This window comes from Lysobacter firmicutimachus (assembly GCF_037027445.1).
Lineage (GTDB): Bacteria > Pseudomonadota > Gammaproteobacteria > Xanthomonadales > Xanthomonadaceae > Lysobacter > Lysobacter firmicutimachus.
The window spans coordinates 3,789,780-3,810,533 of sequence record NZ_JBANDL010000002.1 but is presented as its reverse complement, the minus strand read 5'-3'; the positions used below and the strand labels follow the sequence as shown (position 1 = coordinate 3,810,533).

Annotated in this window: 24 protein-coding genes and 1 pseudogene; 6 read left to right on the top strand and 19 right to left on the bottom strand. The window is 70.0% G+C overall.

Going from position 1 to position 20,754, the window contains the following annotated elements:
• Positions 1-91: 91 nt before the first annotated feature.
• Together V2J18_RS16530 and V2J18_RS16525 are read right to left on the bottom strand one after the other, a co-directional pair.
• Positions 92-1,210 carry a hypothetical protein gene (locus tag V2J18_RS16530; protein ID WP_336132361.1) on the bottom strand — a complete coding sequence of 373 codons (1,119 nt, stop codon included), beginning with the start codon at positions 1,208-1,210 and terminating at the stop codon, positions 92-94.
• On the bottom strand, positions 1,207-1,821 hold the full coding sequence (locus tag V2J18_RS16525; RefSeq protein ID WP_064749320.1) for a DNA-3-methyladenine glycosylase I: 615 nt from the start codon (positions 1,819-1,821) through the stop codon (positions 1,207-1,209). The genes V2J18_RS16530 and V2J18_RS16525 overlap by 4 nt, the downstream gene beginning before the upstream one ends.
• 184 nt (positions 1,822-2,005) lie before the next feature.
• On the opposite strand from V2J18_RS16525, the gene V2J18_RS16520 reads away from it, so the two are divergent.
• From V2J18_RS16520 to V2J18_RS16505, 4 genes and pseudogenes are all read left to right on the top strand, one after another.
• Positions 2,006-2,572: a YqgE/AlgH family protein gene (locus V2J18_RS16520; RefSeq protein ID WP_064749319.1), complete on the top strand. Its 567-nt coding sequence runs from the start codon at positions 2,006-2,008 to the stop codon at positions 2,570-2,572.
• Positions 2,569-3,048 (top strand): Holliday junction resolvase RuvX, encoded by a 480-nt coding sequence (gene ruvX, locus V2J18_RS16515; RefSeq protein ID WP_064749318.1) that lies wholly within the window; start codon positions 2,569-2,571, stop codon positions 3,046-3,048. Before V2J18_RS16520 ends, ruvX begins: the two co-directional genes overlap by 4 nt.
• The gene (locus V2J18_RS16510; protein WP_336132360.1) at positions 3,045-3,980 is read left to right on the top strand and encodes an aspartate carbamoyltransferase catalytic subunit; all 936 of its coding nucleotides are present in this window, start codon (positions 3,045-3,047) and stop codon (positions 3,978-3,980) included. The genes ruvX and V2J18_RS16510 overlap by 4 nt, the downstream gene beginning before the upstream one ends.
• Positions 3,981-4,054: 74 nt before the next feature.
• Positions 4,055-4,264, top strand: a pseudogene (locus tag V2J18_RS16505) (alkylphosphonate utilization protein); the annotation flags it as partial.
• 118 nt (positions 4,265-4,382) lie between these two features.
• Here V2J18_RS16505 and V2J18_RS16500 read toward each other — a convergent pair.
• The 17 genes from V2J18_RS16500 to V2J18_RS16420 form a co-directional block, all read right to left on the bottom strand.
• The gene (locus tag V2J18_RS16500; RefSeq protein WP_336132359.1) at positions 4,383-5,114 is read right to left on the bottom strand and encodes a carboxylesterase family protein; all 732 of its coding nucleotides are present in this window, start codon (positions 5,112-5,114) and stop codon (positions 4,383-4,385) included.
• 456 nt (positions 5,115-5,570) lie between these two features.
• Positions 5,571-6,932: a magnesium transporter gene (gene mgtE / locus V2J18_RS16495; RefSeq protein WP_064749314.1), complete on the bottom strand. Its 1,362-nt coding sequence runs from the start codon at positions 6,930-6,932 to the stop codon at positions 5,571-5,573.
• A 198-nt stretch (positions 6,933-7,130) separates the two neighbouring features.
• A complete protein-coding gene (gene ptsP, locus V2J18_RS16490; RefSeq protein WP_064749313.1) occupies positions 7,131-8,840 on the bottom strand; it encodes a phosphoenolpyruvate--protein phosphotransferase in 1,710 nt (569 codons plus the stop codon).
• Positions 8,841-8,850: 10 nt separating this feature from the next.
• Positions 8,851-9,120: an HPr family phosphocarrier protein gene (locus V2J18_RS16485; RefSeq protein WP_064749312.1), complete on the bottom strand. Its 270-nt coding sequence runs from the start codon at positions 9,118-9,120 to the stop codon at positions 8,851-8,853.
• Positions 9,121-9,200: 80 nt separating this feature from the next.
• Entirely contained in the window at positions 9,201-9,593 is a 393-nt protein-coding gene (locus V2J18_RS16480; protein ID WP_336132358.1) for a PTS sugar transporter subunit IIA, read from the bottom strand.
• 173 nt (positions 9,594-9,766) lie between these two features.
• On the bottom strand, positions 9,767-10,105 hold the full coding sequence (locus tag V2J18_RS16475) for a hypothetical protein (RefSeq protein ID WP_336132357.1): 339 nt from the start codon (positions 10,103-10,105) through the stop codon (positions 9,767-9,769).
• A gap of 139 nt (positions 10,106-10,244) precedes the next feature.
• Positions 10,245-10,604, bottom strand: a complete 360-nt coding sequence (locus tag V2J18_RS16470; protein WP_064749302.1) for an EF-hand domain-containing protein — start codon at positions 10,602-10,604, stop codon at positions 10,245-10,247.
• A gap of 162 nt (positions 10,605-10,766) precedes the next feature.
• Complete coding sequence (rapZ, locus tag V2J18_RS16465; RefSeq protein ID WP_075575232.1) at positions 10,767-11,633, bottom strand: RNase adapter RapZ; 867 nt, start codon at positions 11,631-11,633, stop codon at positions 10,767-10,769.
• Positions 11,634-11,680: 47 nt separating this feature from the next.
• On the bottom strand, positions 11,681-12,631 hold the full coding sequence (gene hprK, locus V2J18_RS16460; RefSeq protein WP_336132356.1) for an HPr(Ser) kinase/phosphatase: 951 nt from the start codon (positions 12,629-12,631) through the stop codon (positions 11,681-11,683).
• A gap of 94 nt (positions 12,632-12,725) precedes the next feature.
• A complete protein-coding gene (locus V2J18_RS16455; RefSeq protein ID WP_336132355.1) occupies positions 12,726-13,190 on the bottom strand; it encodes a PTS sugar transporter subunit IIA in 465 nt (154 codons plus the stop codon).
• A gap of 55 nt (positions 13,191-13,245) precedes the next feature.
• A complete protein-coding gene (gene hpf, locus V2J18_RS16450; RefSeq protein WP_064749297.1) occupies positions 13,246-13,572 on the bottom strand; it encodes a ribosome hibernation-promoting factor, HPF/YfiA family in 327 nt (108 codons plus the stop codon).
• 235 nt (positions 13,573-13,807) lie between these two features.
• A complete protein-coding gene (locus tag V2J18_RS16445) occupies positions 13,808-15,226 on the bottom strand; it encodes an RNA polymerase factor sigma-54 (RefSeq protein WP_064749295.1) in 1,419 nt (472 codons plus the stop codon).
• 76 nt (positions 15,227-15,302) lie between these two features.
• Complete coding sequence (lptB, locus tag V2J18_RS16440; RefSeq protein WP_064749294.1) at positions 15,303-16,022, bottom strand: LPS export ABC transporter ATP-binding protein; 720 nt, start codon at positions 16,020-16,022, stop codon at positions 15,303-15,305.
• The gene (lptA, locus tag V2J18_RS16435) at positions 16,022-16,549 is read right to left on the bottom strand and encodes a lipopolysaccharide transport periplasmic protein LptA (RefSeq protein WP_064749293.1); all 528 of its coding nucleotides are present in this window, start codon (positions 16,547-16,549) and stop codon (positions 16,022-16,024) included. Before lptA ends, lptB begins: the two co-directional genes overlap by 1 nt.
• A complete protein-coding gene (lptC, locus tag V2J18_RS16430) occupies positions 16,530-17,078 on the bottom strand; it encodes an LPS export ABC transporter periplasmic protein LptC (protein WP_186442639.1) in 549 nt (182 codons plus the stop codon). Before lptC ends, lptA begins: the two co-directional genes overlap by 20 nt.
• An 11-nt stretch (positions 17,079-17,089) precedes the next feature.
• Positions 17,090-17,638, bottom strand: a complete 549-nt coding sequence (locus tag V2J18_RS16425; RefSeq protein WP_064749291.1) for a KdsC family phosphatase — start codon at positions 17,636-17,638, stop codon at positions 17,090-17,092.
• Between the two features lie 102 nt (positions 17,639-17,740).
• A complete protein-coding gene (locus V2J18_RS16420) occupies positions 17,741-18,769 on the bottom strand; it encodes a KpsF/GutQ family sugar-phosphate isomerase (RefSeq protein ID WP_064749290.1) in 1,029 nt (342 codons plus the stop codon).
• A 225-nt stretch (positions 18,770-18,994) separates the two neighbouring features.
• On the opposite strand from V2J18_RS16420, the gene V2J18_RS16415 reads away from it, so the two are divergent.
• Both V2J18_RS16415 and murA read left to right on the top strand, forming a co-directional pair.
• The gene (locus V2J18_RS16415) at positions 18,995-19,228 is read left to right on the top strand and encodes a BolA family protein (RefSeq protein WP_064749289.1); all 234 of its coding nucleotides are present in this window, start codon (positions 18,995-18,997) and stop codon (positions 19,226-19,228) included.
• A 158-nt stretch (positions 19,229-19,386) separates the two neighbouring features.
• Complete coding sequence (murA, locus tag V2J18_RS16410; protein WP_064749288.1) at positions 19,387-20,640, top strand: UDP-N-acetylglucosamine 1-carboxyvinyltransferase; 1,254 nt, start codon at positions 19,387-19,389, stop codon at positions 20,638-20,640.
• The last annotated feature ends 114 nt before the right edge of the window (positions 20,641-20,754 follow it).

The window sequence follows — 20,754 nt, the reverse complement described above, 5'->3', positions numbered from 1 at the left end:
CCGACGGGCGGCGAGCTGCGGGGGCGAGGCCTGTCGGCAGCGATCGGAGCGGAGGCGGGTGGCTGGCGAAGCGGAGATCGCCCGTCGGCGCCTATTCCCCGCCGCCCGCATCGACCCATTCGACCGCGATCTCCTCGCGCCAGCGCTGCGTGTGCAGCGGACGCTCGGCGATGGCGTCGCCGGGCGCGGTCTGCACCCACAGCATGCAACAGTCGGCGTGGGACTTCAGATAGCTGCTGCGAAAGGCGATGACTATCGCCGCGTAGCAGGCGCGGGGCGTGCGCACGCGCGTGATCGCGGCGAAGTCGAAGCTGTAATGGCCGGCGCCGTGCCAGGGCCAGACGTCCTCGTCGGCCGGCGTGCCCGGCGGCGCCGGGCAACGCGCTTCGGGGTCGGGCAGACGCTGGCTGCCGTCGCGATGCAGTCGTACCTCGGCCAAGGCGCCATCGGCGGCGGCGGCGAAATCCGCATCGGCGTCGAGCGCCGTCTGCACGGCATCGTCGCGGCGCGCGTCCGCGGTCGCTGGCAGGACCCGATGACGATAGCGGTAACGCACCACCAGCGCCGGCCGCGTCGCGGCCGCGGCCGGCGCCGGCGTCATCGGCCGCTGCAAGGTCAGCGTATCGCGCCCGTACACGCTGTCGCGGTAAGCGACGTAACTGCGACCGTCGATGCGCAGCCAATACACCGCCTGGTCGCCGCCGCGGCCGTTGATCGAGAACGTCGCGCCGCCGTCGGTGTACCCCGTTGCCGGGTCGTTGCGCAGGGTCGAAAGGTACGAATACAAGCCGGTGCCGCCGACGTACTGATCCAGGATCAGGTCGCGTCGGCCGTCTTCGTCCAAGTCCAGGAAGGTCAGGGCGGCGCCGCCGCTCTCCGATTCGACCGCGATCGCGCCGGCGCTCCAGGCCTCGACGAAGGCCCGCCATTCCGCATCGGACAGGCCCGGCGGGCGCTTGCGCTGGAGTGTACGGGCGTCGTCGTCCTGTTCGACCCGCAGCGCGATCCCGCTGCGGTCGAGGTAACGCTCCAGCGTTCGGTCGACCGGCATCGGCTCGTCGGCGGGCAGGGCGGCGATCCGGTCGGCCAGGCGTTCGAGCAGGGTGTGCGCGTCGGTCGGCGGGGCGGCAGGCGCGGGGCCGGCGAGGGCGCCTGCGGCGATCCATGCGGCCGCCCTGGCCGCACCGCGCCCGACCGGGCCGGCGCTCACCTGGCCGTCCCCCGGCGCGGGGTCTTGGCCGAGGCCACCCGGGGGCCGCCGGCCAGCGCCTGCGCGCGACGCCAATACGGGCCGACGGCCTCGATCCGGCGGTAGGCCGGGCAGCTTTCGCGGTGCGCGCCCGGCAGATAACTCAGGCTCATCAGGAACTCACCGGTGATCTCGCCGCCAGTGAAACGAAACGTGCGTTTGAACAGCTTGACCCAGCCGGCCTTGTCGCGAGGCTTGCCGTCGAGCAACTGGTGCGCGTCCAGCCACGCGGCGAAGCCGCCGTGGCTGTCGCGCAGGCCCTGCACGACCCCGGCATTGTGGATCGCTGCGTCGACCTTGAGCCGGTTGCGGATGATGCCGGCGTCTTCGAGCAGGCGCAGACGGTCGGCCTCGCCGTAGCCGGCGACGCGATCGACGTCGAAACCGTGGTAGGCGCGGCGGAAGCCTTCGCGCTTGCGCAGGATGGTCTCCCAGCTCAGCCCGGCCTGGTTGATTTCCAGGATCAGGCGCTCGAACAGGTCAGTTTCCTCGCGCTGCGGGAAGCCGTATTCGTGATCGTGGTAATGGCCGTGGACCGGGTGACCCGGAGCGATGTCGCAATAGCCCGACATGGGGACCTCGAGAGAGCGCGGCCCTGGATTGTCGTGCGCCGCGCACATCGAATCCAGGGCCGTACGGCGGGGTCGGGGGGCGACGGCCGGGCAGGGCGGTCCGCGGCCCGCGGGGACGCCCCGGATCGACGAAACGTGCGCGGACCGGCGCCGAATTCACGCCGGGCAGGCTAGAATGCGACCCATGTCCGCCATGCCCACACCCCTCGCGAACCAGGTCCTGATCGCGCTGCCCGCGTTGGCCGACACCAACTTCTCGCGCAGCGTGGCGCTGATCTGCCAGCACGACAACGACGGCGCCATGGGCATCGTCGTCAACCGCCCCTCCGAGTACACCCTCGGCGAGGTGTTCGGGCAGATGGGCGTGGACGGCGGCGACGAGCGACTGCGCGCGCAGATCGTCCTGGCCGGCGGCCCGGTGCATCCCGAGCGCGGCTTCGTCCTCCACGACGGCGGCACGCGCTGGGATTCGACCCTGGTCATCGGCAACGACCTGTTCCTGACCACTTCGCGCGACATCCTCGAAGCGATGGCCAAGGGAGAAGGCCCGTCCAACGCGATCGTCGCGCTGGGTTGCGCCGGCTGGGGTTCGGGCCAGCTCGAGCACGAAATCACCGAAAACGACTGGCTGACCGCGCCGGCCGATGCCGAACTGCTGTTCCAACTGCCGCTGGACGCGCGCTGGCACGCCGCGGCAGGCCGCATCGGCGTCGATTTCGCCCACCTGGCCGACTACGCCGGGCACGCATGAGTCCGGCGGCGATTCGACGAGACGGCACCGTCCTGGGTTTCGATGTAGGCGCGCGACGCATCGGCGTCGCGGTGGCCAGCGCGTTCGGCCACGGCGCGCGCGCGCTGGCGGTGATCGACGTCCACGGCGCCGGCCCGGACTGGAGCGCGATCGACCGCCTGCACAAGGAATGGCGTCCCGACGGTCTGATCGTCGGCGACCCGATGACCCTGGAGGGCGGCGACCAGCCGGCCCGCGCCCGCGCTCACGCCTTCGCCCGTCAGCTCCGCGCCCGCTACCGCCTGCCGGTGGTGCTGGTCGACGAACGCTCCAGTTCGATCGAAGCGGCGCATCGCTTCGCCGCCGACCGCGCCGAGGGACGCAAGCGCCGCCGCGACGCCGAAGCGCTGGACGCGGTGGCCGCCGCGGTCATCGTCGAGCGCTGGCTGGCCGCTCCCGACGACGCCACCGACATCGAACACGTTTCCAACGCATGAACACGACCGCCCACGCTACCCTCGGCTCGCGCCACTTGCTGAGCCTGGCCGACGCCACGCGCGAATCGCTGGAGGCGCTGCTGATCCGCGCCCAGGCCTTCGCCGAAGGCCATTACGACAGCCGCGCCCTGGCCGGCATCGCGGTCTGCACCCTGTTTTTCGAGCCCTCGACCCGGACCCGGCTGAGCTTCCAGTTGGCCGCGCAGCAGCTCGGCGCGCACGTGCTCAACTTCGACGCCTCGACCTCCTCGACCAGCAAGGGCGAGACCGCGCTCGACACGTTCAAGAACATCGAAGCGATGGGCGTGCGCGGCTTCGTGATCCGTCATCGCGAAGACGGCGCGGTCGCCGCGCTGGCGCAGCAGGCGCGGCCCGGCAGCTGCCTGGTCAACGCCGGCGACGGCCGCAGCGCGCACCCGACCCAGGGCCTGCTCGACATGCTGACCCTGCGCCAGGCCAAGGGCCGCGATTTCTCGCAACTGCGCGTGGCCATGGTCGGCGACGTCAAGCACTCGCGTGTGGCCCGCTCCGACCTGCAGGCGCTGCGAGCGCTCGGTGCCGGCGAGATCCGGGTCTGCGGACCGGCTTCGCTGCTGCCCGACGACGGCACTCTGGACGGCTGCATCGTCACCCACGACCTCGATGCGGCGCTGGAAGGCGTGGACGCGGCGATGATGTTGCGCCTGCAGCGCGAACGCATGGAAGAAGGGCTGGTGTCCTCGCTCGACGACTACCATCGCGACTACGGCCTGACCGCGACCCGCCTCAAGCGCGCCGCTGCCGATGCGGTGGTGATGCATCCCGGGCCGATGAACCGCGGCGTGGAAATCACCGACGAAGTCGCCGACGGCCCGCAGTCGCTGATCCTGACCCAGGTCGCCAACGGCGTCGCCGTGCGCATGGCCGTGCTCGAAGCCCTGCTCAAGGGCTGAGCCGCGGCACCGTTTTTCCGTCGCGGCCGCGCTTTGCGCGGCCGCGTCGTTTTAGCTCGAAGGAGAGCGCAATGATCGTGAAAGACAGCAACGGCACGGCACTCGCCGACGGCGATTCGGTACTGGTGATCAAGGACCTCAAGGTCAAGGGCACTTCGGTGACGCTCAAGCGCGGCACCTTGTGCAAGAACATCCGCCTGACCGACGACGAAGAGCTGATCGAGTGCAACGTCGACAAGGTCAAGGGCCTGGTGCTGCGCACCGAGTTCGTCAAGAAGGCCTGAGTGGCCGGGATTGGGGATTCGGGATTCGGGATTGGTTGAGCGCTGGCGCGGTGGCGTGAGCTTGCGCTGGATAGGGTTCGCAATTCCGAATCCGCTTTTGCGAATCCCCAATCCCGAATCACCAATCCCGCCGCCGCATCCACAACCAATCCCACAGCTCGGCCATCGCATAGGCGCGATCCCAGGCGTTGTGGCCGACGTCGGCGAACTCGGTGTAACGGGCGTTCGAGCCGGCGCGGCGCAGCGCCGCGATCATTTCGCGCGAGCGTTCCGGCAGCACGATGTCGTCGCGGGCGCCGTGGAAGATCCACAGCGGCGTCGACGCCAGCCGCCGCGCCGCATCGTCCAGCGTCGTGACGCCGCCGAGCGCGGCGATGCGGCGAGGGTTCCAGCCATGCGGCGGGTCGAAGCCGCCGCAGATCGGCGCGATCGCCGCGAACCGCTCCGGCTGCATCAGCGCCAACTCGTAGCTGAGAAATCCGCCCATCGACAGGCCGGTCAGCAGGATGCGTTGCGGATCGGGAGCGAACTCGGCCTGAGCGTGCTCGAGGATCGCCAGGGCGGTGAAAGCGTAGTGGCCGGGGTCGTCGCGGTCGGCGTGCATTTGCGGAAACACCGCGATCGCCGGGAACTCGTCCATGCGGGCGCGGATCACCGGGCCCAGGCCCACCTCGAGCTGGCGCCGGTTGTCGTCGCCGCGTTCGCCGGAGCCGTGCAGGAACAGGATCAGCGGCGGCCGCTCGCCGCCGGCACGGCGCGAGGGCACGAACACCTGATAGCGATGCAGCGCGCCGTCGGCGAGCGGCAGTTCGCGTTCCAGGAAACAGCCGTGTTCGCGAAGATCGGGCATGGCGGCACTCGTGGACGGAGGCAGCCGACACGGCGCTATCGGCGCGCTCCGGAACTTGCCTGGAAGCATGATCGGCACGTTTCGCGGCCGCGTTCAAGGACGTGGGTCGCGGCTTGGAGGGGGCGGGCTGGCGCAGCGCCGGCTCATGCCGCGTGCGTGGCGGTTCGACGCGGCGCGGTCGCGACTTGCGTCGTTCCTACTCCCATGGCTTCGGGAGCGTTGACGGTGGCATGGAAGGGTGTCGCTTCGGCGGTCGCAGCTCACGCCGCTCCTACAAGAAGCGGTGCCGCCCTGTAGGAGCGGCGCGAGCCGCGACGGCGAAGCGGTGTGCGCGGGCGTCGCCCTCGAATCGCACGAAGGCAGGACGGCGCGAGCGCTTCGGCAGGACGAGATCGGCGCGGCACGGGTCGCCCAACGGCGATGCCGCAGCAATCGGTCGCGGCGAACGCGGTCGCCTCAGCGCAGCAGAATCAGCGTCGCCAGGCCGAGGAAGCTGAGGAAGCCCATGACGTCGGTCAGGGTGGTCAGGATCACGCCGCCGGCCAGGGCCGGGTCGAAGCCCAGGCGCTTGAGGGTTAGCGGCACCAGCACGCCGCCGGCGGCGGCGGTCAGCAGGTTGATGGTCAGCGCGGTGCCGATCACCAGCGACAGGCCGGGCTGGCGGAACCACAGCAGCACGATCAGGCCCAGGCCGACGCCGAGGCAGAGGCCGTTGATCAGGGCCACCGACAACTCCTTGCGCAGCAGGGTCCAGACGTTGGACGCGCCGATCTGTCCCAGGGCCAGGCCGCGGATCATCAGCGCCAGCACCTGGGTGCCGGCGTTGCCGCCCATGCCGGCGACGATCGGCATCAGCGCGGCCAGCGCCACCAACTGGGCGATGGAGTCCTCGAACTGGCCGACCACGCTGGCGGCGAGGAAGGCGGTGCACAGATTCACCGACAACCAGATCAGGCGGCGCCGGAACGCGCGCCGCACCGGGCTGAACAGATCCTCGTCCTCGTCCAGACCTGCCGCGCTCAGGGCCTGGTGTTCGGCCTCTTCGCGGATGATGTCGACCACGTCGTCGATGGTGATGCGGCCGAGCAGGATGTTGTTGTCGTCGACCACCGGCGCGCTGATCCAGTCGTGGTCGGAGAACTGACGCGCGACTTCGCCGGCGGTCTCGCCGACGTCGATCGCGGGCTGCTCGTCGTCGACCAGCTTGTTGATCGGCGTGCCGGGCTCGTGGGTCAGCAGCGCGGCCAGGGCGATCCGGCCCAGGTACTGGTGGCGGCGGCTGACCACGTACAGGTGATCGGTGTGCTCGGGCAATTCGCCGCGCAGGCGCAGGTAGCGCAGCACCACCTCGATGGTGGTGTCGGCGCGCACCGTCACCACGTCGGGGTTCATCAGGCGGCCGGCGGTGTCCTCCGGGTAGGACAGCACCTGCTCCAGGCGCTCGCGGTTCTCACGGTCCATCGACTTGAGGACTTCGTCGATGACCGTGTCGGGCAGGTCTTCGACCAGGTCGGCGAGGTCGTCGATGTCGAGGTCTTCGACCGCGGCGACGATCTCGTCGGTGTCCATGTCCGCGAGCAGGCTTTCGCGCACTTCGTCGCCGACGTGGACCAGCACCTCGCCGTCGTCCTCGGGGTCGACCAGGCCCCACACCACCACGCGCTTGCCGGGGGGCAGCGATTCGAGCAGGTTGCCGATCTCGGCCGGCGACAAGGTGTTGACCAGGCGGCGCACCGGTCCGAGGCGGCCGCTGTCGAGCGCATCGGACAGCAGGCGCAGCTGACGCGCGGTCTTGTCGTGGCGGACGGCTTCGGCCATGCGGTACTTCCTCGCAGGTGACGGACGCGGCCACGAAGCCGGCGAAAGTCAGACGTTCATGCGTGGATTATCGCCCCTCGTGCCGATAAAGCCCAGCCCGGATCGGGCCGCGGTCCAGTCTCTGCCGTCCGCCGTCCGCCGTCCGCCGTCGAGCGCGCGGCCGCGGCAAGGCGCGTCGGGCCGGAGCGGCCGCGGCGCTCAGGCGTTCAGCCAGGCCTCGATGCCGGCGCGGTCGCGTGCGCGCATCAGCGCCGGTGCGCGCTTGCGCAGGCTGTCCAGATGCAGGCCGCGGATCGCGCGGCGCACTTCCAGCAAGGTCGCCGGGTGCAGGCTGAATTCCTCCAGCCCCAATGCCAGCAGCAGCGGCGCGAAGGCGGCATCGCCGGCCATTTCGCCGCATACCGCGACCGGCTTGCCGCGCGCGCGGGCCAACCGGATCACGTCGCGGATCACCCGCAGCACCGCCGGGTGCAGCGGCGTGTACAAGTTGCCGAGCGCTTCGTTGTTGCGGTCGACGGCGAGCAGGTACTGGACCAGGTCGTTGGTGCCGATCGACAGGAAGTCGACGGCATGGATGAAGCCGGGCAGGGCGATCGCCGCGGCCGGCACTTCGATCATCGCGCCGAGCGGAATCTTGTCGGCGACCTCGTGGCCTTGCTTGCGCAGGTCGGCGGCGACCTGCTGCATCAACCGGCGCACGGTGCGGATTTCCTCGGCGCAGCTGATCATCGGTACCAGCACCCGCACCGGGCCGTAGCCGGAGGCGCGCAGGATCGCGCGCAACTGGGTCTCGAGCAGGCCGTCGCGCGCCATCGACAGGCGCACGCCGCGCACGCCCAGGGCCGGGTTGGGCTCGTCGCGCAAGGCCAGGCCGGTCTTGTCGGCCTTGTCCGCGCCCAGGTCGAGGGTGCGGATGGTGACGCTGCGGCCGGTCATGCCCAGGACCACATCGCGGTAGGCGCGGAACTGCTCGTCCTCGTCGGGCAGCTCGTTGCGCTGCAGGAACAGGAACTCGGTGCGGTACAGGCCGACCCCGGCCGCGCCCAGCGCGTGCGCCTCGGCCACGTCGTCGCGCGATTCGGCGTTGGCGTAGAGCTTGATGTCGACCCCGTCGGTGGTGCGGGTGGGTTCGCGCCGCAGGCGGTGCAACTGCTTGCGCTCGCGCGCCAGCTCGCGCACCCGCGCGCGGTGCGCGCGCAGATCGGCGGCATCGGGCTCCAGGATCACCGCGCCGGTGTTGCCGTCGACCACCAGCGCATCGCCGTCGTTGATCTTCAGCAGGGCCTGGGCGGCGCCGACCACCAGCGGCAGATGCAGGCTGCGGGCCAGGATCGCGCTGTGCGAGAGCGCGCTGCCGGCCGCGGTCACGATCGCCATCACCCCCTGCGCCTGCAGTTGCGCCAGTTCGGCCGGGGCGACGTTGTCGGTGACCAGGATCTCGCCGGCCACGCCCTGGGTGTCGTGGTCGCGCCGGTGCAGGGCGGCGTGGATGCGCCCGATCACCTGGTCGATGTCGTCCACGCGGCTGCGGAAATAGGCGTCGTCCATCGCCTCGAACACCGAGGCGATGCGGTCGCGCTGCAGGCGCAGAGCGTAGTCGGCGGCGTAATGGCCGGTGCGGATCAGTTCGTCCAGGCCCTGCAGCAGCTCGGGGTCGTCGAGCAGCAGGGTGTGCAGATCGAGGAATTCGCCGACCTCGTGGGCCAGGGCGCCGTGCAGGCGCTCGCGCAGGGCGTGCATTTCCTGGCGCACGCTGTCGATCGCGGCGTGCAGCCGGCCCAGCTCGGCCTCGACCTGGTGTTGAGCGATGCGTTCTTCGGCGACTTCCAGCGCGTGCGGCAGGCGGACCCGGGCGCGGCCGAGCGCGCTGCCGCGGGAGGCGCCGTGACCCTGGAATTCCTGCCGCATCCGCGCCTCCTCAGCTGTCTTCGTCGAAACGGCGGTCGAACAGGGCGATCACGGCGTCGGCCGCGTGGGCTTCGTCCTCGCCCTCGACCCGCAATTTGACCGGAGTGCCTTGCCCGGCGGCCAAGAGCATCACGCCCATGATGCTCTTGGCGTTGACCTCGCGGCCCTTGGCGGTGAGCGTGGCGTTGCTGCGGAAGGCCGACAGCACCTGCACCAGCTTGGCGGTGGCGCGGGCGTGCAGGCCGAGACGATTGGAAACGGTGAGTTCGCGTTCGATCATGTCGGGGTCCTCAGGCAATGGTCAACGCGATGTTCGAAACGGGGGATGTCGTAAGCGGAAATGCGGGGTGCGTCATGCGGTCAGGCATCGTCCTGGATGACGCCGTTGCGGGCGCCGGCGGCGGCGATCACCGGCAGTTGGTCGAGTTCGAGTTCGGCGTAGTTCATCACCCGCAGCAACATCGGCAGGTTCAAGGCCGAGACCCGCCGCACCGGCGTGCCGAGGTGGGCCACGCGCGCAGCCAGGTTGCTCGGCGAAGCGCCGTACAAGTCGGTCAGCACCAGCACGCCATCGCCGTCGTCGACCCGGCGCAGGGCCGCACTGGCCTGCGGCAGCAGCGCGTCCAGATCGGCGTCGAACGGCACTTCGAAGGCCTCGGTGCGCAGCGGCAGGGGATTGAGCAAACGGTTGGCCACCGCGACGAGCGCGCTGCCGATACCGGTGTGAGTGATGAGAAGGACGCCTACGGACATGGCGTCAACTTAGCAGAGCGGGGTGACAGGCCGGAAGCGCCAAATGCGGCGAGCGGCGGCGAGCTGCGCCGAACCGCGGCCAATCCCACGGCCGGGGCCTGTGCCGCGGCCGGCACGGAGCCGGTCGCGGCATCGTCGGGGAGGCGATCGCGGCCTGCCCCGACGCGTCGCGCTCAGGTCTGAGGCGGCGCGGATTTGTCTTCCGCCGGAGGCGGCGGGGTGCTCGGATCGGTCGGGGTCGGCACGGCCGGCGGCGTGTCGCTGGGCGGTGCGTCGCTGGGCGGGGTTTCGGCCGGCGGCGGCAACTGCGCGGGCGCGGTGGCGTCGCCGGTCGCTGCGTTCGGGGCGGCCGGCGGTGCGGCCGGCTCGGTGGACGCCGGTGCGGTCGCCGCCGGCTCGGCCGGCGGTGTCGGTTCCGGACGCTGGCAGGCGCTGAGCGCGGCGGCGCCCAGCAGGGCGCCGAGTGCGACGGCCAGGCGGTATGGGGTCGGACGACGGGGGACGGGGATCATGGCAGGCTCCTTGTTCGCGGACGAGTTCGCGGGTTGGCGATGGAGGCCGGGCGGCGGCCGCGGCCGAAGTAGCTTCGACCGCATGCGTCCCAACAGGGCAAACGCCGCGCGGCGGCGAGCGGGGCGCGTCGGGCGCGGCTTACTTGTCGCCGCTGCGTTGGCCGTGGCCGGCCTGGAATTCGGCGATCGACAGGCGGCCGTCGCCATCGAGGTCGTGGCTGGAGAAGTTCGCCGCCAAGCGGGCATCCAGCGCCGCTTCATCGCGGCTGATCGCGCCGTCGCCGTTGCTGTCGACCTCGGCGAAGGCCGGCGGCACCGCGGTGTCGACCGGCGGCGGCCGCCGCGCGTCGCCGCGCTGGTCGTTGACCGGCGGCTCGGTGCGTTGCATTTCGTGGGCCGGCGGCGTGCGTTCCTGGGCGACGACGGCCGGGGCCAGGGCCAGTGCGCTCAGGCCGAGCAACAGCGGCGCGCAGCGGCGGATCGGAAGAAGGGCGTTCATGCTCGCGGCTCCGTAGCGGGACGGACGCGCCGGCGCGAGGGCACCGGCGCGATTCGACGCTACGTGCGCGGGTGCAAGCGTCGCGCCACAAAGGCGCGAAAATTTCGTGAGCGCATGACGCCGTTCCGGTATCGGCTCAGAGCGCGTTCAGGCCGACGCGGCTCAGTCGAGTTCGCGATGGTGCACGGCCACTTCGTTCCAGCCGCGCAAGCGCGCGTGCTCGGCCATGCGTTCGGCCAGGTACACCGAGCGATGGCGGCCGCCGGTGCAGCCGAAGGCGACGGTGGCGTAGCTGCGGGTGCTGTCGGCCTGCAGTCGCGGCAGCCAGGTGTCGAGGAACTGGCTGATCTGGGAAACGTAGAGGTTCACGTCCTCCTGCGCCTCCAAGTACTCGCGCACTCCGCCGTCGCGGCCGGACAGCGGTCGCAGCGCCGGATTCCAGTGCGGATTGGGCAGGCCGCGCGCGTCGAATACGAAGTCGGCATCGGCCGGCACGCCGCGCCGGTAGGCGAAGGATTCGAACAGCAGCGACATGCCCGCGTCGCTGCCGAGGCCGAACTCGGTGATGACGTGGCGGCGCAGCTGGTGGATGTTGAACTCGCTGGTATCGATCACCGTGTCGGCGATCTGGCGCAGCGGCTTGAGCACCTGGCGTTCGAGCGAAATCGCGTCGGCCAGGGCCAGGCCGAACTGGCTCAGCGGATGGCGCCGGCGGGTGTCGGCATAGCGTTTGAGCAGGACCGCGTCGCCGGATTCGAAGAACACCAGGCGCGGGTCGGCGCCGAGCGCGCCCACCGCCGACAGCCATTCGGGGATGTTGGCCAGGTCGCTGTGGCGGTTGCGCACGTCGATGCTGACCGCGAGCTTGGTCGGCATGTCGTCTTCGGCGCGGATCACGTTCTGCACGAACTGCGGCAGCAACTCGGCAGGCAGGTTGTCGACGCAGTAGAAGCCCAAGTCTTCGAGCGTATGCAGCGCCACCGACTTGCCCGAGCCGGACATGCCGCTGACGATGACCAGGGTGAACAGACTCGGTTCCGGCGCGTCCGCGGCGGGGTTGGATTCGACCTCGGGGCTCACGATTCGCCACGCTCCAGGAAATTGCTGTGCCGGGCGATGAACGCCGCGGCCGGGTCCAGGCCCTTCATGCGCAGGCTGTGCAAGCGCGTCGCCGCTTCGGTGAGCACGGCGAGGTTGCGGCCGGGCATGACCGGCAGGGTGATCATCGGCACGTCCAGGTCGAGCACCCGGCGGATGCCGGTGTCGCCGGTCAAGCGTTCGATGCCGGACGGCTGCGGCTCGCTCATCGGCCGGGTCAGGTGCACGATCAGGCGCAGGTACTTGTTGTTCTTGACCGCGGTGTCGCCGAACATCTGGCGGATGTTGAGCACCCCCAGGCCGCGCACTTCCAGCAGGTCCTGCAGCATGTCCGGGCAGGTGCCGTCGAGCACGTCCGGCGCGATCTGGGTGAATTCCGGGGCGTCGTCGGCGACCAGGCGATGGCCGCGGGTGACCAGCTCCAGCGCCAGCTCGCTCTTGCCCGAGCCGGATTCGCCGGTGATCAGCACGCCGATCGAATAGATCTCCATGAACACCCCGTGCAGGGTGATCTGCGGCGCCAGCGCGCGGGCCAGATGGTATTGCAGATGGTTGAGCAACTCGTGGCCGCGCCGCGGCGAGACCCACAGCGGGGTGTCGCTTTCCTCCGCGGCCAGGCGCAGGTCTTCGGGGCAGGGCTGGTCCTTGCTGATCACCAGCGCCAGCGGGCGGAACTGGATGATCTTCTCGATGGTTTCCCAGCGCAGCCGCGAGTCCAGGCCGTCGAGCCAGGTCAGTTCCTCGGTGCCGAGGATCTGCACCTTGTTCGGGTAGATCGCGTTGAGATACCCGGCCAGCGAAGGCCGCCGGGCCACCGTGTTGACCGCTTCGACCACGCGCGCGTCGCCGCGCTGGCCGGCGATCCAGCGCAGGCCGAGTCGGTCGCGCTGTTGTTCGAACAGATCGCCTGCGCGGATGCTCTTGCTCATGGGGCGGCAGTGTACGAGCAAAGCGCGGCCGTGTCGCAGCCCGACCGCGGTCACGGACGCGGCGCGACCGATGCCGCAACCGTGCGCGGGAGGCTCAGGCCGCGCTGCGCCGGCAGTAATCGAGCAGGCAGCCGGCCAGCTCCGCTTGCCCGGCCGCGTGGCGCAGGCGTTCGCGAAAACCGGCGTCGGCGAAGCGCTCGGCGAGCTCGGCCAACAACAGCAGATGCTGTTGGACATGATGCTCGGGAATGGCCATCGCCAGTACCAGGTCGACCGGCTGCCCGTCGGCGGCGGCGAAATCGACCGGTGCGTCCAGGCGCAGGAACGCGGCGCGGCTGGTCTCGACCAGGGCGGTGCGTGCGTGCGGGATGGCCACGCCGTGGCCGATCGCGGTGCTGGCGAGCCGCTCGCGCTCGCCCAGGCTGGTGCGCAGGGCGAGCGCGGCGGAGGCGTGGCCGTCGGCGAGCAGGTGCGCGGCCCGGTCGAGCACGGCATCGCGATCGCCGGTTCGGTCGAGGATCGCGACCCGCTGCGCGCTCAGCAAATCGTAAAGCGGCATGACGGCGTGGATGGGTGACGCGGTAAGCGTTGCCTGTGGCGAAGCGGTTACGGGCTCAGGCGAGTTCGCCGTTGCGGGCCAGGCTTTCGCCGCGATGGTGATCGACCAGCTTGCTCTTGTGCTTCATCAGCAGGCGGTCGAGCTTGTCGGCGAGCAGATCGATCGCGGCGTACATGTCGATCGCGGCGGCATCGCAATGCAGGGTGCGGCCGGCGAGCGAAACGGTGGCCTCGGCCCGGTGGTCGGGCTTGTCCAGACTGAGCTGGGTACGCACGTCGAAGGGTTGGTCGTAATGGCGTTGCAGACGGGCCAGCTTGCTTTCCACGTAATCGCGCAGAGCGTTGGTGACTTCGATCTGCTGGCCGTAGGTTTCGATGCGCATCGGGGACCTCCTTCACGTCGCGGATGAATGCAGACAGGCTCAGGATCGGATCGCGGAGCGATCGCTCCGGAGCCTGGCTCACGCCCTGGCCGGAGCCAGGGTGTCCAGCATCTCACTCTGAGCCGCAGGCGCAAGGGGCCGGCCTAGCACCTTGGTCGTAGCCGGGGCCGGGCGATTGATTCGCAAGGGTTTTTTCGAACGCGGCGGGTTTGCCGGGTGTGGCGGCCCGGCCGGTCTAGCCGATCCGGACCCGGTCCTGCGAGGACGGGATGCTCATCGCCTCGCGGTACTTGGCCACGGTGCGCCGGGCCACCGGTACGCCGGTGGCTTTGAGGGTTTCGGCCAGGCGCGCGTCGGACAAGGGTTTGCGCGGATTCTCGGCCTCGATCAGGCGCCGGATCATGGCCTGGATCGCGGTGCTGGAGGCTTCGCCGCCGGCGCCGGTGTCGATGCCGGAAGCGAAGAACGCGCGCAGCGGCAGGGTCCCGCGCGGGGTGCGCGCGTACTTGCGCGCGATCGCGCGCGAGACCGTGGATTCGTGCAGTCCGACTTCGTTGGCGACCTCGCGCAGGGTCAGCGGGCGCAGCGCGCTGTCGCCGAATTCGAGGAAGCCGGCCTGTTGCTTGAGCAGGCAGCGGGCCACCTTGAGCAAGGTGTCGCCGCGCGCTTCCAGGCTCTTGAGCAGCCAGCGCGCTTCCTGCAGATGGCCGCGCAGGTAGCTGGCGTCGGACGCGCTGGCGTGGCGGATCATGCTCTCGTAGCCGCGGTGGATGCTGATCCGCGGCCGCATCGATTCGGCCAGGGCGACCCGCCACAGGCCGTTCTGGCGCCAGATCACCACGTCCGGAGTGACGTAGGTATCGCTGGAGATCGCGCCCATCTGCGAACCCGGCCGCGGGTCCAGCGAGCGCAGCAACTGCACGGCCACTTCGACGTCGGCGACGTCGAGCTTGAGTTCGGCGGCGATGCCGGCCGGGCCGATGCGCGGCAGGCGCTCCAGCGGACCATGGGCGATCTGCTGGGCCAGGGCCTTGCCCGGGGTGTCGTCGGACAATGTGCTGAGTTGCAGGTTCAGGCATTCGGCCAGGGAGCGCGCGCCGGTGCCGACCGGATCGAAGCGCTGCACCTGATGCAACACAGTGACCACTTCGTCCTCGCCCGGAGGCGGATTCAGCTCCGCCGCGAGCGAGGCGACGAGGGAGTCCATCGGCTCGCGCAGGTAGCCGTCGTCGTCGATGGCCTCGATCAGGGCCACGCCGATGCTGCGGTCGCGCGGCGACAGCGGACTCAAGTGCAGCTGCCACAGCAGGTGGTCCTGCAGGGTCTCGGCGTTGGCGACCTGCTCGGCGGCCGGGGTTTCGTCGTCGCTGTCGGCCGGGCCGACCCGTTCATACCAGGTCTCGCCGTCGTCCATGGTCCATTCCGGCTCGGGCGTCGGCGCTTCGCCGCCGTCTTCGGCGCCGGCGGCCGGACGCGGCTCGTCTTCGCCGCCGGCGGAAGGTTCGGTCCAATCGAGCAGGGGATTGCTCTCCACCGCCGTCGCCAGCTCGGCTTCCAGCTCCATGGCCGACAATTGCAACAGGCGGATCGCCTGCCGCAGTTGCGGCGTCATTACCAGCTGTTGTCCGAGTGCGGCTTGGAGGCGGGGCTTCATGATCTTGGGCTGGTGCGATTGGCGTCAGGCCGGTTCGCACGCCTCGGGCGTCGTTTCGCGCCCGGCAACCGCTAGGTTACAGACGGAACGTCTCGCCCAGATAGACACGGCGTACATCCGGGTTGGCCAGCAGCGCGTCCGGAGCCCCCTGCGCGAGCACGCCGCCGTCGTTCAGGATATACGCCCGGTCGCAAATGCCCAAGGTTTCACGCACGTTATGGTCGGTGATCAGGACCCCGATGCCGCGATTCTTGAGGTGGCGCACGATTCGCTGGATTTCCCCGACCGAGATCGGGTCGACGCCGGCGAAGGGTTCGTCCAGCAGCATCAGGCGCGGCCGCGCGGCCAGCGCGCGGGCGATCTCGACCCGGCGGCGTTCGCCGCCGGACAGGCTGGCGCCGAGCTGGTCGGCGACGTGGGTGACCTGCAGCTCGTCCATCAGGCTGGCCAGTTCGCGCTCGATCCCGGCCTTGTCCAGGTCCTCGCGCAGTTCCAGCACCAGGCGCAGGTTGTCGGCCACGCTGAGCTTGCGGAACACCGAGGGTTCCTGCGGCAGGTAGCCGACGCCGTATTTGGCGCGGGCGTACATCGGCTCGGCGGTGATGTCCTTGCCGTCGAGCACGATCTGGCCGGCGTCGGCCGGGACCAGGCCGACGATCATGTAGAAGCAGGTGGTCTTGCCGGCGCCGTTGGGGCCGAGCAGGCCGACCACTTCGCCGGCGTCCAGGGTCAGGCCGAAGTCGCGCACGACCTCGCGCGAGCGGTAGGCCTTGCGCAGGCCCTGAGCGACCAGCATCAGCCGCCTCCCTTGGCCGGTTCGGCGGTCTTTTTCTTGGGCTGCAGGCGCATGTTGACGCGGCCGCCGGTGCCGCCGCTCTCGACCTGGCCGGTCTTGGAGTTGTAGACGATGCGCTCGCTCTTGATGGTGTCGCCGTTCTTGTCGACGTAGGCGTTGCCGGTCAGGACGATGGTGTCCTTGGGTATGTCGTACTCGATCTTGTTGGCGCGGCCGTTGAACGGCGAGCCGTCGTCGAGCTCCTGCTTCAGGGTCGCCTGCGAGCCGGTCAGGGTGACGAAGCTGGGTTCGCCGCCGGCGCGCTTGATGTCGGCCTTCGCGGCATTGATGATCAGCGTGCCTTGGGTGATCTTGACGTCGCCGGTGAGCACGCAAGGGCCGGAATCGTTGCTGATCGAACAATTGCTGCTGTCGGCGCCGGCATCCATGGGTTGGTTGCGGTCCGACGAGCGGGCGAGCGCGGCCGCCGGCGCCAGCAGGAGGGCGACCAGGCACAGCGCCGGCCAGTTAGCGGGCTTTCGCTTCATAGCGGACCTTGACGTTGGGGATGATGACGTTCTTGGTTTCGAGATCGGCTTGCAGTCCCGAGCCGGTGATTATAGTGCCGGGCTGAACCAACCTGACCGGAACGGCCGAGGTGGCCTTGTTGGTGTCGGGGAACACGTTCAGCTCCTCGGTGGCGATGTTCATCGGCTTGCCGTCGGCGTTGGTGCTGTCGGCCTTGACCTGGCCGCGCAGGCGCACTTCGTCGCCCTCGGCGCTGACCCAGCCGCGCTGCGAACGCACCTCCCACGGCCCGCCGTTGCCGCCGGCGCGCGCCGGCACCAGGAACAGCGGAGTGGCGATGTCCATGGTCTTCTGATTCGGGTCGCGTTCCAGCTTGGGCGCGCGCACGGTGAAGGATTCCTTGCCCTGTTTGTCGAGCACGACCACTTCGAAATCGTTGAGCACGTAGTCCGGGCGCGCGTCGCCGCCGGCGCTGCGCGGCTTGTCGCGCTGCGACCACAGCGCCCAGCCGCTGAGCGCGGCCGCCGCCATGAGGATCAGGATCAGCATCCCGCGCCAGCTCATCCCAGCGCCCCCGCCAGTGCCTGTTCGGCATGGCCTTGCGCGCCCAGCAACAGATCGCACAGCTCGCGCGCCGCGCCTTCGCCGCCGCGGGCGACGGTGCGCCAGTGCACGCGCTCGCGCACCCAGGGGTGGGCGTTGGCCGGCGCCACCGACAGGCCCACGTGCGGCAGCACGCGCAGGTCGGCGAGGTCGTCGCCCATGAAGGCGACCTGGTCCAGCGTCAGGCCCAGGCCGGCGGCGATCTCGCGCACGCAAGCCAGCTTGTCGGCCACATCGCCGTGCGCGCTCGCGCCCAGTTCGGCCGCGCGCTGGGCGGCGATCGCGCCGCCGCGCGCGGTGACGAAATGCACCGCGAGGCCGAACCGGCGCAACAGCGCCAGGCCCTGGCCGTCCTGCACGTGGAAGCACTTCGACTCGCGGCCTTCGCTGTCGTAGATCAGCCGCCCGTCGGTCAGCGTGCCGTCGACGTCGAAGCAAGCCAGGCGCACGCGCGCCGCGCGTTCGCGGATTTCGGCGGGGTAGTCGTTGAGGTGGCTGTAGGGCACGGGAATGGGGATTCGGGATTTGGGATTGGCAGTCTGGAAAGGCGGACCGAGCGAGGATGCGCTAGTGCGAATCCCGAATCTCGAATCCCCAATCCCGGCTCGTTAAACCACCCGAGCGCGCAACAAGTCGTGAATATTCAGCGCGCCGACCACGCGGCGTTCAGTGTCGACGACCAGCAGACCGCTGATTTTGTGGGTTTCCATCAGCTGGGCGGCTTCGACTGCGAGCGCGTCGGCGCCGATGGTCTTGGGCGAACGGGTCATGACTTCGGCGATCCGGGTCGAGCGCAGATCGACGCCGGCGTCGTCGAGAGTGCGGCGCAGGTCGCCGTCGGTGTACAGGCCGATCAGGCGGTCGTCGGCATCGACCACCGCGGTCATGCCCAGCCGCTTGTGGCTCATCTCGACCAGGGCCTCGCTGACGCTGGCGTCGGCCGACACCCGCGGCACGTCTTCGCCGGCGTGCATGATGTCGGTGATGTGCAGCAGCAGGCGCCGCCCGAGCGCGCCGGCCGGGTGCGAGCGGGCGAAATCGTCGGCGGTGAAGCCGCGTGCGTCGAGCAGGGCGACCGCGATCGCGTCGCCCATCGCCAGCGACGCGGTGGTGCTGGAGGTCGGCGCCAGATCCAGCGGGCAGGCTTCCACCGGCACGCTGACGTCCAGATGCACGTCGGACTCGCGCGCCAGGGTGGACTGCGGGCGGCCGGTCATGGCGATCAGGCGATTGCCCTGGCGCTTGAGCACCGGCAGCAGCATCAGCACTTCGTCGCTTTCGCCCGAGTAGGACAAGGCCAGGACCACGTCGGCGTCGGTGATCATGCCCAGGTCGCCGTGGCCGGCTTCGCCCGGGTGGACATAGAAGGCCGGGGTGCCGGTCGAAGCCAGGGTCGCGGCGATCTTGCGCGCGATGTGGCCGGATTTGCCCATGCCGGTGCAGACCACCCGGCCCTGCGCGGCCAAGATCAGCTGGCAGGCGGCGGCGAAATCGCCGTCGATGCGCTCGGCCACCGCGTCCAGCGCCCGACCCTCGATCTCGAACACGCGCCGGCCGCTGGCGGCCAGGCTGGCGTCGGAGACGCCGGCGGACGGATGCGGACGGAGGTCGGGCGCGGGGCGGGCGGTGGGGGTCATGGGAAAGGCCGTTTCTGTGGTCGCCATTCCGGATCGCAGGGCTTTCCGCTAGGCTAATCCGTCAATTCTAAGCGGTTCGCCCGCCTAGCGCCGGCCCCCACGGCCGCGGCCGCCGGGCGGCGGCCACCCCGCATTCAGCCGGCCCGGTCGCGCAGCGATGCGTCACCGGCGGCGCCGCATCGCTGCGGCCCGCCCGGCCGTCCCCCACCACCAGAGGTTCCTGCCGTGAACGCCGACATCATCCGCACCCTGATCGAACAAGGCCTGCCCGGCGCGCAAGCGCAGGTGCGCGGCGACGACGGGGTCCACTTCGAAGCCACCGTGATCGCCGAGGCCTTCCGCGGCAAGCTGCCGTTGGCCCGCCACCGCCTGGTTTACGCGACCCTGGGCGAACGCATGGGCGGCGAGATCCATGCCTTGGCGCTGAAGACGTTGACGCCGGAAGAGGCCGGGATTTGAGATTCGGGATTGGCGATTAGTCGAGCGGTATCGCCGCATTTGGCTTGGCCCTTGCCCTTGGCCAATCCCGAATCCCCAATCCCCGCACTTCATCCTGACCTCACCCGCTAGCGGCATCCTGCTCCAACCAATCCCCAATCCCCAATCCCGGCCCTCAAATGCAAAAAATCGTGGTCGAAGGCGGCCAGCCGCTCAACGGCGAAGTCCAGATTTCCGGCGCCAAGAACGCCGTCCTGCCGATCCTGTGCGCGACGCTGCTGGCCGACGCTCCGGTGACGATCCGCAACGTGCCGCAGCTGCACGACGTGCTGACCACCGCCAAACTGCTCGGCGAGCTCGGCGCAGGCGTGCGCAGCGAGGGGGCGACCATCACCGTCGACCCGACCACGGTCAACAGCCATGTCGCGCCGTACGAGCTGGTCAAGACCATGCGCGCCTCGGTGCTGGTGCTGGGGCCGTTGCTGGCCAAGTACGGCGAGGCCGAAGTCTCCTTGCCGGGCGGTTGCGCGATCGGCTCGCGCCCGGTCGACCAGCATATCAAGGGCCTGCAGGCGCTGGGCGCCGAGATCACGGTCGAGAACGGCTACATCAAGGCGCAGCGCAAGGGCCGCCTGAAGGGCGCGCGTTTCGTGTTCGACGTGGTCAGCGTCACCGGCACCGAGAACGTGCTGATGGCGGCGGTGCTGGCCGAAGGCACCAGCGTGATCGAGAACGCGGCGATGGAGCCGGAGGTGGTCGATCTGGCCGACTGTCTCAATGCGCTCGGCGCCAAGATCGAGAACGCCGGCAGCGGCCGGATCGTGGTCCACGGCGTGGAGAAGTTGCACGGCGGCAGCCACGACGTGCTGCCGGACCGGATCGAGACCGGCACCTTCCTGGTCGCCGCGGCGATGACCGGCGGCCGGGTCACCGTCACCGGCAGCCGCGCCGACACCCTGGACGCGGTGCTGGACAAGCTGCGCGACGCCGGCGCCACGATCGAGGTCGACGGCGACCGCATCACTCTGGACATGGGCGGCCGCCGCGCGCGCTCGGTCGATCTGGTCACCGCACCGTATCCGGCGTTTCCGACCGACATGCAGGCGCAGTTCATGGCGCTCAACTGCATCGCCGAAGGCGCCGGGGTGATCAACGAGACGATCTTCGAAAACCGCTTCATGCACGTCAACGAACTGCTGCGCCTGGGCGCCGACATCCGCGTCGATGGCCACACCGCGGTGGTGCGCGGCGTGCCCAAGCTCAGCGGCGCGCCGGTGATGGCGACCGATCTGCGCGCCTCGGCCTCGCTGATCCTGGCCGGCCTGGTGGCGCAGGGCGAAACCACGATCGACCGCATCTACCACCTGGACCGCGGCTACGAAAACATCGAGGCCAAGCTGTCGCAGTTGGGAGCGAAGATCCGCCGGGTGTGAGGGGCGCTGCCGCTTCCTGGCGGCAAACGCTCGAGATGACTCGCCCCCTTCGCAAAAGGGGGTTGCGCCGTGGGCGGATCGGGTTTTCCGATGAGCCGGCTGGCGCGGGGATTT